Genomic DNA, 11,848 nt, shown 5'->3' on the forward strand with positions numbered 1-11,848 from the left:
GCGTCACCATCGCTTCCCTCATGCTGTGGCTCCGCCAAACCGAATTATCAGACAGGCCTTAGCCCACCCGCGACCGCGGCCACAGGGTGACAGGTCCACCCTGGTGGCCTGGTGCGAGGACGGCATCGCTCTCCGCATTCCCGTGGAGTCCATCGTTATCTAGGGTTGGAGGACCCTTCCTGCAGGTCAGAGGACGATGATCTCTTCTTTCACGTAGGCCAAGTTGACCGAACGCAGCCCGGACCCAAGAAGAACTGAGCGTGCGGAGAGCGCCTCGAGGTCATTTAGGGCGCGTCTCAGCGCTTCGACCTTTGGGCGTTTAAGTGATCTTGCTGGTGGGGGGAGGTGAACCGTGGCCCCGCCCTTGGCGGGGCCACGGTGGCGCGATTGTGGTTAAGCCTTGATTGGTGCGGCCGCCCTGGCGGCCAGTTCGATCTTCGCGCAGTAGGCTGCGCGGGCTTCCTCGTCGATCTGCTCCTCGTATTCGGGGCGCAACCCGGTCCGGCCGTCGAGGCCCTCGCGCAGGATGTCGGCGTGCCCGGAATGCCGGGTGGACTCGCCGAGGACATGGACCATGATGGCGAACAGGTTCGTGTGCCAGGCCGGCGTTGACTCCGGCCACCACGGCACGTGGCCGGGGGCGTCGAGGGGAAGCTCGTTGATCGTCGCGTCCGAGTGTCCCCACGTGCGCCGGTAGAACCCGATGATCTGTTCGCGGGTCTCGTCCTCGGTCGCCCAGTGGCTGCCGTCGGAGTCCTGCCACCGGGGCAGCGGTTCCGGGGAAGGGCGGTCGAAGACCTCGCCGAAGTACCTGGCCTCAACGGTAGCCACGTGTTTGACCAGGCCGAGGAGGTTGGTCCCGGTCGCTGTCAAAGGTCGGCGGGCATCGTATTCGGACAAGCCGTCGAGTTTCCAGAGCAGCGCCTTGCGGTCCCGCCGCAGTCTCTCGTGCAGGTTGTCTTTCGCGAAATCGTCGATCATGGGTCACGATTCTGTCAGGCTGCGCGGTGGGCTCAGGTTGCGAGCTGCCTGGCGTCGGCTCCTAGCCAGTTTGTCGCGAGGGGCGTCTTTCCTGGTCAGCCTGTGGTTTCAGTGAGACGAGCTTCCAGGGCGGCGATCATCTGAGCGAGCAGGCCGGTGTTCTCCTGCTTGACCACCTGGGGGCCGACCTTGTCGATGCCGAAGACCTTGGTGATGCACTCGTCGACGGCCTTGGCCATCGTGCCGAACTCCTGGCGCGCGATCGACTTGTCGTTGCCGGCCTCGAAGGTGGTGGCGCGGTGCATGTCCTTCATCGCGGTCATCGCGGTGCGGGCGGCGGACATCGCGTCGCGGGCGCCGAACTCATCGCCCAGGCCCTGGCGCATGTAGCGGGTGACGAAGACCCGGCGACGGGCGGAGCTTTGTGACGGCAGGAACTTCTCCAGGCGATCGCCCCGGTTGGCCGCGACCACGCGGGCGACCTTGACGGCCCGCCGCAGGCGGGGGCCGTCCTTGATGCCGACGCCGGCGGCGATGTCGGCGTAGCTGACCTCGCGGCCGTGGTTGCTGCGCAGCTGCCTCGGTCAGAGCAGGGTGGTCTGCTCGTGGTCGGGCAGGTCGAAGTGGGTGACCAGGTCAGCGTCGATGAGACCGGTTGCGGTGATCAACGCCTTCTCGTGGGCGTTGCGCACGAAGACTCGCGTCGGGGTATGGAGCCGGCCCAGGGATTGCGGGCAGGGTCTGACCACCCCGTAGAGACGACGGCCGGTGTAGACGGCGATGCCGTACGCGTGCTCGCGGTCGCCTTCGTCGGGGCTCGGGAGCGCTCGTGAGGCGTGTTCGGTCATGGACAGCGCCGCGACGTGGTCTATGAGCTCGGTGAGCTGGGCGGCAGACACCCCGTTCCACCATTGGTGTGCGGCGGCTTGCTCCTGGCGGTCGCGTTCAAGGCGTGCCAACTCCTCCTGCCGGGCCTTTTCTTGCTGCTGACGCTCCTGTTCGCGGCATTGTGCCTCCCTGGTCGCTCGCTGACATTCCAGCTCGATCATGAGTAGGCGGTGTCGTTCTGCTGCTTCGGCACGACGACGTTCTTGTTCTTGGCATTGGCGTTCGCGCTCGACCTGCTTGCGGTGTTCCTCGGCTCTGCGCGCGTGCTCCTCACGTGCGCTCTTGGCGGCTTCCTGCCGCTGGCGCATGGCTTCGTGCTTGGCTTCGGTGTCGATGGAGCGCTGTGTGGTCCACGACGCCGAACGGCGCGTGGTGGCATTGCCGCCTGGCAGGTGGATGCGCCGGTAACGGCGCCCGATGGAGTGAAAGGTCAGGCCGTGGCCGAGTACCCACCGCACGACGGTGGCAAGAGGGACGTCGTCGACCTGGACCCATCCGCCTCGGGCGTAGTCGAACCTCACCAGACCGTCGTGCACCATCCACCGCTCGGCCGCCGTTGGCGGGTCTGCCGGGGTCACGGCGACTGCGGGGACCGCACACAGCCACGGGATGCGGTCGCGGGAACTGACCCAGCAGACATCGATGTTGTCGTCGGCGTAGCGGTCGGTGTGCATGTGGATGTCGTCGTCGGTGATCGGGGAGAGTTGCGCCTCCCACGCCACCCGGTCGCCGTCTGCGACGGAGGTGGCCATCACGTCAGCCCGCCAGGACCCGTCGGGTGCCGGCACTTCGAGATCGGCTGACCAGCCGGCGCGGCGGATCGCCTCGGCCAGCACTAGCTTCAGCTGGTGGTGATCGGCCGATTCCACCGCCAGCTGGCATTGCGGCGAGCGGCCGGGGTCGTGCGCGAAGTATCGCGTCCGCCGCGGCGACAGCTTGGCGTGCACGTCGTGGCCGCACTCGGGGCAGGTGAGCCCGATCCGGGGCCGCGTCCGGTAGACGCTCTCCCACGCCAGTCCCTGGCCCAGGTCGGTGAGCGTGGCGTCGATCCGGCCCAGTTCGGGATGTAACGCCGTGAAAGACATCCGACCCCGTCTCTATTCGATAGTCGCGAGTTGTCGTTCCCATGGGGCCTGATGAAGACGCTCCGTGTTCCCCCGGCGCGTAGCGGCTGACCTTCGTTTAGCCCCGTCTCATGGCCAGGAGTTCGCGTCCGCGCTCCGGCGTGATCAGGCGGGCGGCCCTGGGGTCGGCCAGCAGGGCGATCGGTGCGAGATGGTCCTCATGCAGCGGCCGCCAGTGGACAAGGGCATCGCGCAGGCGCGGCCAGGCGTCCTGTCCGGCGTCGAGAGCGGCGTGCGCGGCCACGTCGAATTCCGGGTTGCCGAAGCGGAGCCGGAACCCCGGCTCCTTCCGCCGCGCCTGATGACAGGCGATCAGGTCCTTGATCCGCTGCGGACCGCGCTCCCGCAGGAACTGGAGCGTGGAACCTAGGCCGAACCGTCGGGCCTTCTTGTGCGCGGTGAAGAGCAGTGGCAGGGCCTGCGCGGCGAACAGGTCCTCATCGAGGACCCACGACCGGGTGTCGCTGTTTGTGACCAGCTGGTAGAAGGGGTCGTCGTCCACTTCTCTCAACAGGGTCTGCATCTGGAAGTGCAGGAACGAGGCGCGGTCGCGGCCGAAACGTGTGGCCTGCGCGAACACGGTCAGTGGGCAGTCCACCTCGCCGCGCAGGCTCGCCAGCCGGGCGTCCTCGACCTTGGCGTCCCACTCGCGCTGGGTCTCGCACTGGGGGCGGTCAAGGGCGTGGAATCCGGCGTAGAAGTCGTACATCTTCTCGTAGAACGAGCCGTACCGGTCGGGGCCCATGCCGGTCCATGAGAACACGTCGTAGGCCGCCCATTCACCGCGCTCGTCGACGTCGCCCGGGTCGAGGTAGACGACGCCGGCATCCGCCTCCAGAGAGATCAGCAACGAGCGTGCCGCCGCGGGCTCTGCGTCCTCCTCATCCCAGTCGGCGTAGGCCTCGGCCCACATCGGCTCCAGATCAGCCAGCCAGCCGATCTCCTCGGTGCCGCGTAGGCTCCAGACGAAGTTGCCCGCGTGCCGCCAGCCGTTGGTGACCAATAAGAACTCGCGGAATGATGGGGGCAGCACGCACCCCAGACGCGCCTCCAGGGCCTGTACCTCGTCCTCGGTGGCGGGCGGGCACCCGAGCCAGGGATCGCCGTCCGGCTCCTCGTCGGGGCGGGCGATGCGCCACTCCTCGCTCCAGCGCTGGAGGAACGGCTTCCATGCGTGACGGTCCATGGCGGGCTCCTACGACGTCGCACGATCTGGTCCCGCGAATTCCATCAGGTGCCACCGACATCCCCGGTGTCGGGCGATGGCCCATCGTGCGACCCGTATCGGCCTGTCGGTAAAGGTCGACCCCACCAGTCGCCGTCTGTGGACGCCTGACGCTCGCCGGGCAGGCCTGCCCATCGACGTGCTCGAGACATTCTGCCGCGGCCTCGACAGCGCCTTGCTCACGCGCTCGATGTGTTGGGCAGGCGATTGCTCAGTTCCTGCTTCTGGTCGCGTACCGGCCGGGCCGGTCCGCCATCGCGTCGAAACACTCGACACTGCACGCCAGCCCGAGACTGGCAGCCATCGCCGAGCCGATGATGACGGTGCCGCATTCGTCGCAGCGGCGGCCCGCCGATCTGGCCTCCTGCTCCATCGCATCGACGCGACGCCCCGCCATGTCGATGGACAGGTCGTCGTCGGGGAGCCGCGGGTCGATGACGATGAGGCCGCCGGCGTAGCGGCTCATCCGGTGCTCGACGGCCGCCACGCACCCGCCGTCCGACAGCGTGGGAATGCCGATGATCTCGCATACCCGCTCGTACTGCTCACGCGTGTACGGGCCAGCGCCGGCCGCGGCCTCGGCCGCCTTGCGGCCCCGTGCCAGCCGCCACTCGGTCTCGGCCTTGCTGCCGTTCACGCGGCGCTCGGCGAGAGTCTGTACCGTCATCCGCATGACCGCCGTCTCGCCCTCGGAGAGCGGTACCCAGCCGATGCCTTTCATGCACCGTTCGTCGTCCAGCGGCTCCAGGCCGGCTGCGGCGCATGCCCGCTCGTACTGGTCACGGGTGTAAACGTGGACGGACGGGTCGGCCAGTTCGTAGTCCGGTCTCGTGTCGTACGGCCACTCCTCGCCGATCGCCTCATGCACTCGGGCGAGCAGCGCGTCGTATCCGTCGTAGCGGGCCTTGCGGGTCTCCTCGTCACCGAGCGCCGCCTTGAGGTCATCGACGTCGCCATAGCCGCGGAACGCTTCCCACTCGTTGGCGGACTGGTAGGTGAAGATGCGTCTACCTTGGCCGAACTCCTGGCGGCTCAGTTGCATCTGATCCCGCTTCGCAGGGCGGTCCACGATCCAAAACACGTTGCCATCCTGGTCGCGTACGTGGAGCAATTCGACTTCCTCCTCACGCACGGCGTAAGACGCTCCTCGCCGCACGGTGAAGGGCTGCCGACCGACAACCGTGAACGATGGCATGTGCGAGACGATGATGGTGGTCGTGGGGGTGCCGTCCTCCTCTTCGGTGTTGCGGCTGATCTCTGTCTCGTATTCGCCAAGGTAGTAGAGCTGTTCGCCCGTGTGCATCGGGTCGAGCATGGGTTCTCCCAAGCGGTTGGCAGTGGATTGGATTGACGGGGGGGTTCAGGTGATTGGGATCACCTCCTCCGGCAGCGGATCACCTTCGGTGTTCGGTGACCGCGCGGAATGCTGAGTGGGTGGCCGCGTGTGGCGGGAGCGGCGGCAATGGCCCCAGATGCGCTGTCTGGAGGTTGAACATGTGGAGCGGCTCCTTGTCGTGGGGGATGGGCTTCAGGGCCCTGCGCTGGATTGGTGCGTGCGCCGCGCAGTGGTCGGGCGCGACACTGTGATCTTCGCGGGCGCGTCAGCCTGGGCCTTGACCCAGCGCGGTCTGCGCGTCGGCGATGCGGACGTGGCAGGCCTGCGCGATGTCGGACCAGGAGGATCCGTCTGCGCGCAGGGCCTGCACCGCGTGGCGCAAGGCCGTGTCGTAGCGCAGGCGCGCCTCGACGAGCGTGTCGAGTTCGGCCGACTGTAGGTGCACCTGCACGGGTGGGGCCGTTGGGGTGCCGAGACGCAGCGCCAGCGCCTGTCGCGCGCTGGCCTGGAGTTCACGCAGCGTCCGGCCGTGGACGACGACGCCATGTGCACCGGCCCGCGTGATCCACCGCCCTTCCAGTCGAACGGCCGGCAGGACGATGGCGCGCCCCCGTCGGCCGCAAGTTCGGCCGTGGGTTCGGGCGTGGGTTCGGGCGTGGGTTCGGGCGTGGGTTCGTGGTCGGTCACGCGCCCGCCTCCAGGATCGTGGTGACCTCGTCGGCACCGCGGCAGGCAGCTCTCCGCGCGGCAGCACGAACTGGCGTCCCGCGGCCTCGTACAGGACGTGGGCGTCGCTCTCCCGCACCGTCGTGAGCTGCATCCCGCGCTGGGCGGCGGCCGCGTTCACCCGATCCCAGCCGGGCGCTTGCCGCTCTCGCATCTGCGCGGTCACCAGCTGAGTCTCATGCCATTCCTCCAAGAGCACGATCGCCGGATGGGCTTGCTCACGTGACCACACCCAGTCAGCGATGGGTTTGATCCGGCCGTGGTTGGTCCGGGCCGCGCACCTGTTGAACACCTGATAGCCGCTGTACTTGGGTAGTGCGAGCATCTTGCGGATCCGCCGCACGTTCCACAGCACCTGTCCGTCGGCCAGCGGATGCCGGTCAAGGCCGGCGGCCAGCAGACGAGCGATCTCGCCGTCCCCTCGCTGGTTGTCTCGGCGGAGCCGGAACACTTCCTGCACCGAGTTGGCGCGGCGCTGGTCGGGGTGCAGCGCGAGGCGCATTTTTGGGGCGGCCGCCGCCGAACCTATTGGCGGCCAGGGGAGCATCGGGGTCCACGACGGCGATGTAGCCGTAGCAGGGCGGGCCGTGCCGGTAGCCGGCGGCGGCGTGCTGGCGTTGACCGCGCATGGACTGCTTCAGCAGGTCGTGTCGGTAGATCTCGGCGCGAACCTGCGCGGTACGGCGTAGCTCCAGCTGTCCGGTGGTCATTCTGCCCCTGGGTTCGTTGGCGCATTCGAGCGTCACCCCGCGGGAGGCCAGGTGGTGCTCGACTTGGAGGCTGGGCAGCATGTCGCGGGCGACGCGGCTGACCCGTTCGCACACCACCCGATCGAGTTCACCGCGCTCGACCCACTCCAGCAGCTCGCGCAGCCCGCCGTCGCGGGGGACGGGCACGCCGAGCCTCGCGTAGTCATCGGCGCAGCCCTGGCTGCGCTCGTCCAGGCCGAGCATGCCCGACTCCACGTCCCAGAAGTGGGCGGTGAACGCCTCGCCGGGCGCCAGGAGCAGGCAGGCCTCGGAGAGCTGTCCGGCGATCGAGGAGCGGGGATCCTGGTTGTCCTTGGTGGAGCAGCGGCCGAGGAACGCCGTCCTGGCCGGCCGTGTGCTGGCGGCGGTCTGGTAGCCGGGGAGCGCTGAGATCGATAGGGGGGTCGAACATGGGCCCGTCCTTGCGTGGTTTGAGGAGACGCCGATGAGAGCCCTCTGCGACGAAGGGCTCCAGGAGCATCCCCGCTACCGCGGGGCCGACGGACGGCCACCGCAGCGACCGCTCGTGATTCCGTGCACCACGCCCGGCATGTGGGGAGTGGTCATGATCGGAATGAGTCTTAAGGTGCCATGCGCGACCCGAGCACCGCAAATCAGGATGGCGTGAGAGCCTTCTCATACGCTCGCTCAGGGGCGGGCTCCACTCGGAAAGGGCTGGAGCGGCGCGGACTGGCAACCTGGCCGCGCCGATCAAGCGGCGCAAGAACGCCGACCCGACCGAGGCATCGCCCACCGCCACATCGCCGCGGCTGCCGGTGACGGCAGAGTGTGCCGAGGGTGTGCCAGCATGAGATCACGCCCCGCCGGAGGCACCTTTCCTTCTCCTGGCGGGGCGGCTCACGGACTTGGAGGCATGTGGGATCCGGTTCGGGGCGAGTCATGACCAGGGAAATTCCGCTGGCCCCGATACGACGGGAACCTCCGCGCCGGCAGTACCCGCTCGAACCGGACTCCGCACCCGGCGGCAACGACACCCGGCGCTCACAAGCCCCGGCCCCCATGTCCTCCAGAAACCTCACCGAACCCTGCAGGGACCGGCCGAGCCGGTCCAGCGACGGTACGACCAGCGTGTCACCGTCGCGCGGGTAGTCCAGCGCCTTCCAGAGCTCCTCGCGTGTCGGCTCGCTAACGCCACTGGCCGTTCCGTTGTCGGTCAAGCCCCGAGGCCTCGCCGAGCCGCCCGAACAGGCGGTTTCCCAGACATTGCGTGAGGTACGGCACGCCGGCGGTGTCACCCGACCCGCGCGCGTCGCCGAGCATCCGTACGGCAAGCGTGCGGTGCGTCGACTTCCAGCGCTGATGGATGGCCTCCAACCGGCCGAGCGCCGCGTCGAGTGCCGCCCATGCCGCCGGGCTGAATCCCGCCTCGCCGCGGAGTTCGAGATACACGCCGGTCAGGCTGTCGTGGTGACCCTCCGCCTCGGCACGCACGACCGGCACGCTCGTGAAGGCGGCCGACCGCAGACGCGCGGCGTCCGGAGGACCGCACAGAATCTCGAACCGCTTGTACTGTTCGGACTGGATGGCGCTGGCGCCCTGGGTGAACTGCCGGAATCCGGAGAAGTGCTCGGGCCGCATCGTCGCGACCATCCGGAACAGGGACGCCGCGCGCTCGAACACCGCGACCGCGTGATCGACTCGCGCCACGCAGGCATCCAGGCGCCCGTCCCGCAACGCGCCGATCGCCGCCCGCAGGTCCGACCCGATCGCGGTGAAGATCATTTCATGGGTCTGCAGGACCCGGATGAAGAAGTACTCGTCGTGCAGGAGGTACACCGGGAGGACGGTGACGTCGAACCACTGGCCCGCGCCGGTCGCGGGCGGCCTGGGCAGGTGGTCGAGAAGATCTTCCGGCCCGGACTCGGTCATCGTCAGAAGCGTCCGGCCGGGCGGGCCGTCGGCGGGTGCCGCCTCGAGGTCGTCGGCCATGAACCGCAGGGCGTGCCTGAGCCGCTTGCGCAGGGTCATCGCGTCCGGCCGATCCTGGCCCCACGACTCCGATGACCCGGTCGCGGCTTCGATCTCGAAGCGTACGACGTCGGAAACGAGCAGGGTGGACAGCCGGGCCGGGCTCAGCCCGCCATACCGTTCGTCCTGCAGGAGTTCCAGAAGGGGCAGCGCCAGATATGTCCGGTTCCAGAAGCGGTCCTCGTACTTGTCGAGGACGCAGTCGAGAAAGGCGTCGAGAAACGGGTCCAGGCCGGTGTGCTGGGCACGGACGGCGGCCAGTTGACCAAGGAAGCACTCTGGCAGGAAGTGTTTCCCCTCCCGCCGGACCTGGTCGGTGACCACGCGGGCCAAGGACATCCCGTCGACTCCGGCCGCCTGCCCGTCGGCCGGTTGGAGGCGTGAAGCGCGGCTGTCGCGACGAAGTCTCATGGCGGCGCCGCAGGCGTGCTTGCGATCGGTCATTGAGGTCACTCCATATGGCAGCCCCTCTGGGCGGCTCGTGACCTTTTGTAGCTCTTCTTGGTTATAAATCCCTTTCGTTCTACTTGCGGCGTGGACGGCCCTCCGCTCGGGTTGAGCGATCAGCGGAGGGCCTGGACGGTTGATGGCCGGGTGCCCTCGTGGGCACGGACAACCGTCATCGCGGTGCGGGGCCCTCGCGCAGGACGCCGCGTACGGAGTCCAGGGACACCGCGCCCCACGGGAACTCGACCATCCACCAGGTCGCGCCCGCCTCCACGTACGGCGCGGCATCGCTGCCGGGCGGCAGGGCGACCGCGACATCGTAAGGCGCCGCGGCGTCCTTCCCCTCGGCCGAACGCAACTCCTTGACCGTTCCCACCATCTCCGCGAACTGGTCGGGGCCGCTGACGTTCACGGGGAAGAAACCGTCATGACGGGCCGCGCGCCGCAACGGTCCCGGGTTGCCCGGCAGTGCCGCGGTCCACACCGGGATGCCGGGTCGCTGCACGGGTCTGGGCAGCAGCCTGACGCCGTCGAGCGTGTAGTGCTCGCCCCTGTGATGGACGGGCTCACCCGACCACGCCGCCGCCAGTAGATCGAGGCATTCGTCGAGCATCCGTCCCCGCACCCGGTCGTCCAGTTCCTCGCCTGTCGTCGACAGTTCGAGGCCGAAGAGGTCGCTGCCGAGGCCGACGCCCAGGGTCAGGCGGCCACCGCTGAGCTGGTCGAGCGTCACGGTCTCCTTGGCCACCTTGGCCGGCCTGCGGCGGGGGAGCGGGGTGACCATCGGCCCTATACGTACGCGCTCGGTGGCGGTGGCGATCGCCGCCATCGTGATCCACGGATCCGCCACCTCCTCGACGGGCTCACCCCACCGCAGGTGGTCCCACACGAACACCCCGTCCCATCCGGCTTCCTCGGCCTCGACGGCCAGGCGCGTGACGACGAGCGGGTCGGCGAGATCGTCGAAGAGCGGCAGCCACAGAGCCGAGCGGAGGCCGTCCATGGGCGGCTCGGTGGAAGGCGTGCTGGTCATCTGTCCTACTCCTCAGGTCGACATCGTGCCTGGTCACAACCTACGAGTCATGGTCGCTTCGCTGGGAGATCCTCTCGGGGCGTGTCGCACGGCACTCCACGCCGGCTGCTCGCGCGGGCGCGGGGAAGCCAGGGGCGGCGATGGCTCGCACCGGTTCCGGTCGCTGGAGCACCGCCGAGTCCAGGGTCGATCTGCGTGACCTAGAGCGCTTGAGGGTCGCAGGTCCTCAAAGCGGCCGGTGGTCTGCCGGCCTCGTTCCAAGGCCCCGTGGTCGCCTGGCCGACGTCGGCGGCGGCTTCCTGCAACAGCGTCACCAGGCGCCGGATGTCGGGGCGCCGAGCCGTTCCCGCGCGGCTGACTGTGAAGATCGTGCGGCTCACGGGCCGCACGAGCGGATGCAGGCTGATGGGCGCGCTCGCCGCTGGGAGGGCGAGGCGCGGGACCAGAGCGACGCCCGCTCCTGCCGCCACCAGCGCGGTCAGGACGGAGAAGTCGCTGCTGCGAGCACGGATGGCGGGCACGAACCCGGCCGCGCCGCAGGTCCGCTGGATCATCTCGTAGCAGGACGCCTCGGGCCCCGGCGTGAGCCACGACGCGTCGGCGAGCCGAGCGAGGTCGACGGCCTCGCCCTCGGGCACCCCGAGCCTGCCGGCATGGTCGGGGTGCAGCGCCAGCAGGACGGGATCCTCCATGAGGGTCGCCTGCTCGCAGCCGGCCGGGAAACGGCGGGGGAGCACGGTGTAGCCGTGGACGATGGCCAGGTCCGTCTCCCGCTTGCGCAATGCCTCGAGCGCGTCTTCCGGTTCCTGCTCGACCAGTTGCAGGGTCAGCGAGCCGTCGGCCAGCCGCTGCCATACGGCGGGCACGAGCGTGCGGGCGGCGGAGGCGAAGGCCGCGACGCGCACCAGGCCGTGCCGCCCGCCGCGCAGCGCGGCGAGATCGGACTCGGCGGCGGCGAGGTCGCCGAGCACGACCTCGGCGTGGGCGACCAGGAGCTCGCCCGCGGGGGTGAGGCGCAGGGTGCGTCCGTGCTTCTCGACGACCGGCACGCCCGCTTCGCGCTCGAGGACGGCGAGCTGCTGGGAGACGGCCGGCGCGGTCAGGTGCAGGGCCTCCGCGGTCGCGGCGACAGTGCCGTAGGTATCCAGATGCTGGAGGATCCGCAGGCGGCGCACGTCAAGCATGTAGGAAAGCTTACTCTTCCAGCCCCAACCACCAAAGACCACTTTGGTTTCCACGCGTGGGCTGTTGGCATCGCGCCGGCTCGCGGCCCGCTACCGGCGGAGGCCCTAGGGCCTGTACGGAGTTCAGATCTTCAGGCGGTTCGGAGGCTCCGGATCCACAAGATGG

12 protein-coding genes are annotated in these 11,848 nt (G+C 68.9%); 1 reads left to right on the forward strand and 11 read right to left on the reverse strand.

Annotated elements, in window-relative coordinates:
• Positions 1-393: 393 nt before the first annotated feature.
• The 7 genes from ACFSKW_RS50015 to ACFSKW_RS50045 all read right to left on the reverse strand — a co-directional run bounded on the left by ACFSKW_RS50015 (position 394) and on the right by ACFSKW_RS50045 (position 7,233).
• Entirely contained in the window at positions 394-981 is a 588-nt protein-coding gene (locus ACFSKW_RS50015; RefSeq protein WP_379582076.1) for a DinB family protein, read from the reverse strand.
• Positions 982-1,076: 95 nt separating this feature from the next.
• Positions 1,077-1,454 carry a hypothetical protein gene (locus tag ACFSKW_RS50020; protein WP_379582078.1) on the reverse strand — a complete coding sequence of 126 codons (378 nt, stop codon included), beginning with the start codon at positions 1,452-1,454 and terminating at the stop codon, positions 1,077-1,079.
• A 111-nt stretch (positions 1,455-1,565) separates the two neighbouring features.
• Positions 1,566-2,954: a competence protein CoiA family protein gene (locus tag ACFSKW_RS50025; RefSeq protein ID WP_379582080.1), complete on the reverse strand. Its 1,389-nt coding sequence runs from the start codon at positions 2,952-2,954 to the stop codon at positions 1,566-1,568.
• Between the two features lie 97 nt (positions 2,955-3,051).
• On the reverse strand, positions 3,052-4,179 hold the full coding sequence (locus ACFSKW_RS50030; RefSeq protein WP_379582082.1) for an SMI1/KNR4 family protein: 1,128 nt from the start codon (positions 4,177-4,179) through the stop codon (positions 3,052-3,054).
• A 250-nt stretch (positions 4,180-4,429) separates the two neighbouring features.
• A complete protein-coding gene (locus ACFSKW_RS50035; protein ID WP_379582084.1) occupies positions 4,430-5,533 on the reverse strand; it encodes a hypothetical protein in 1,104 nt (367 codons plus the stop codon).
• A gap of 286 nt (positions 5,534-5,819) precedes the next feature.
• Complete coding sequence (locus ACFSKW_RS50040; RefSeq protein ID WP_379582098.1) at positions 5,820-6,740, reverse strand: recombinase family protein; 921 nt, start codon at positions 6,738-6,740, stop codon at positions 5,820-5,822.
• Positions 6,661-7,233 (reverse strand): recombinase family protein, encoded by a 573-nt coding sequence (locus ACFSKW_RS50045; RefSeq protein ID WP_379582086.1) that lies wholly within the window; start codon positions 7,231-7,233, stop codon positions 6,661-6,663. Before ACFSKW_RS50045 ends, ACFSKW_RS50040 begins: the two co-directional genes overlap by 80 nt.
• Here ACFSKW_RS50045 and ACFSKW_RS50050 point away from each other — a divergent pair.
• The gene (locus ACFSKW_RS50050) at positions 7,232-7,405 is read left to right on the forward strand and encodes a hypothetical protein (protein WP_379582088.1); all 174 of its coding nucleotides are present in this window, start codon (positions 7,232-7,234) and stop codon (positions 7,403-7,405) included. The two genes, ACFSKW_RS50045 and ACFSKW_RS50050, sit on opposite strands and share 2 nt — an antisense overlap.
• A gap of 238 nt (positions 7,406-7,643) precedes the next feature.
• On the opposite strand, the gene ACFSKW_RS50055 is transcribed toward ACFSKW_RS50050, so the two are convergent.
• From ACFSKW_RS50055 to ACFSKW_RS50070, 4 genes are all read right to left on the reverse strand, one after another.
• The gene (locus ACFSKW_RS50055) at positions 7,644-8,285 is read right to left on the reverse strand and encodes a recombinase family protein (RefSeq protein WP_379582090.1); all 642 of its coding nucleotides are present in this window, start codon (positions 8,283-8,285) and stop codon (positions 7,644-7,646) included.
• Positions 8,176-9,462, reverse strand: a complete 1,287-nt coding sequence (locus ACFSKW_RS50060) for a tryptophan 2,3-dioxygenase family protein (RefSeq protein WP_379582092.1) — start codon at positions 9,460-9,462, stop codon at positions 8,176-8,178. The genes ACFSKW_RS50055 and ACFSKW_RS50060 overlap by 110 nt, the downstream gene beginning before the upstream one ends.
• Before the next feature lie 175 nt (positions 9,463-9,637).
• Positions 9,638-10,498 (reverse strand): LLM class flavin-dependent oxidoreductase, encoded by an 861-nt coding sequence (locus ACFSKW_RS50065; RefSeq protein WP_379582094.1) that lies wholly within the window; start codon positions 10,496-10,498, stop codon positions 9,638-9,640.
• 200 nt (positions 10,499-10,698) lie between these two features.
• The gene (locus ACFSKW_RS50070; protein ID WP_379582096.1) at positions 10,699-11,682 is read right to left on the reverse strand and encodes a LysR family transcriptional regulator; all 984 of its coding nucleotides are present in this window, start codon (positions 11,680-11,682) and stop codon (positions 10,699-10,701) included.
• Positions 11,683-11,848: the final 166 nt, after the last annotated feature.

This window comes from Nonomuraea mangrovi (assembly GCF_042681425.1).
In the GTDB taxonomy this organism is placed as follows: domain Bacteria; phylum Actinomycetota; class Actinomycetes; order Streptosporangiales; family Streptosporangiaceae; genus Nonomuraea; species Nonomuraea mangrovi.

Bases quoted from the DNA above. Each gene is read 5' to 3' on its own strand.
- ACFSKW_RS50060 (WP_379582092.1), bottom strand. From the start codon at position 9,462: ATGACCGATCGCAAGCACGCCTGCGGCGCCGCCATGAGACTTCGTCGC.
- ACFSKW_RS50065 (WP_379582094.1), bottom strand. From the start codon at position 10,498: ATGACCAGCACGCCTTCCACCGAGCCGCCCATGGACGGCCTCCGCTCG.
- ACFSKW_RS50025 (WP_379582080.1), bottom strand. From the start codon at position 2,954: ATGTCTTTCACGGCGTTACATCCCGAACTGGGCCGGATCGACGCCACG.
- ACFSKW_RS50070 (WP_379582096.1), bottom strand. From the start codon at position 11,682: ATGCTTGACGTGCGCCGCCTGCGGATCCTCCAGCATCTGGATACCTAC.
- ACFSKW_RS50035 (WP_379582084.1), bottom strand. From the start codon at position 5,533: ATGCTCGACCCGATGCACACGGGCGAACAGCTCTACTACCTTGGCGAA.
- ACFSKW_RS50050 (WP_379582088.1), top strand. From the start codon at position 7,232: ATGCCCGACTCCACGTCCCAGAAGTGGGCGGTGAACGCCTCGCCGGGC.
- ACFSKW_RS50045 (WP_379582086.1), bottom strand. From the start codon at position 7,233: ATGCTCGGCCTGGACGAGCGCAGCCAGGGCTGCGCCGATGACTACGCG.
- ACFSKW_RS50015 (WP_379582076.1), bottom strand. From the start codon at position 981: ATGATCGACGATTTCGCGAAAGACAACCTGCACGAGAGACTGCGGCGG.
- ACFSKW_RS50030 (WP_379582082.1), bottom strand. From the start codon at position 4,179: ATGGACCGTCACGCATGGAAGCCGTTCCTCCAGCGCTGGAGCGAGGAG.